Here is a 535-nt window from a genome sequence, read left to right on the forward strand (position 1 = left end):
GTCCCGGCGGCGCCACCGGGCGGGCAGGGCGGCCGGCGACGATCGTCATCGCCCAGGCGGGTGAGGTGAACACCGGTGCGGTGGACCCCCTCGCCGAGGTGTGCGCGCTCGGCCACGAGCACGGTGCCTGGGTGCACGTGGACGGCGCCTTCGGGCTGTGGGCCGCGGTGTCGGCCTCGGCGCGGCGGCGCGACCTGGTCGCCGGTGCCGCGCAGGCCGACTCGTGGGCGACGGACGGGCACAAGTGGCTCAACGTGCCCTACGACTGCGGCATCGCACTCGTCGCCGACCGGGGGGCTCACCGCGCCGCCATGGCTACCCCGGCGGACTACTTCCCGCCCGACCCGGCCGGCGCGCTCGACCCGGTCGACTGGACGCCGGAGTTCAGCCGCCGGGCCCGCACGTTCGCCGTCTACGCCGCGCTGCGCTCGCTGGGCCGCTCGGGCCTGCGGGACCTGGTGGACCGCTGCTGCGACCTCGCCGAACACGCCGCCCGCGAGCTGGGGGCCGTGCCGGGGGTGCGGGTGCTCAACGC

Annotated in this window: 1 protein-coding gene; it reads left to right on the plus strand. The window is 77.6% G+C overall.

Features of this window, described 5'->3' with window-relative positions:
• The coding region (locus tag MXD58_RS24800; protein WP_250610060.1) for a pyridoxal phosphate-dependent decarboxylase family protein at positions 1 to 535 on the plus strand (535 nt) is incomplete at both ends.

This window comes from Frankia sp. AgKG'84/4 (genome assembly GCF_023242965.2).
In the GTDB taxonomy this organism is placed as follows: domain Bacteria; phylum Actinomycetota; class Actinomycetes; order Frankiales; family Frankiaceae; genus Frankia.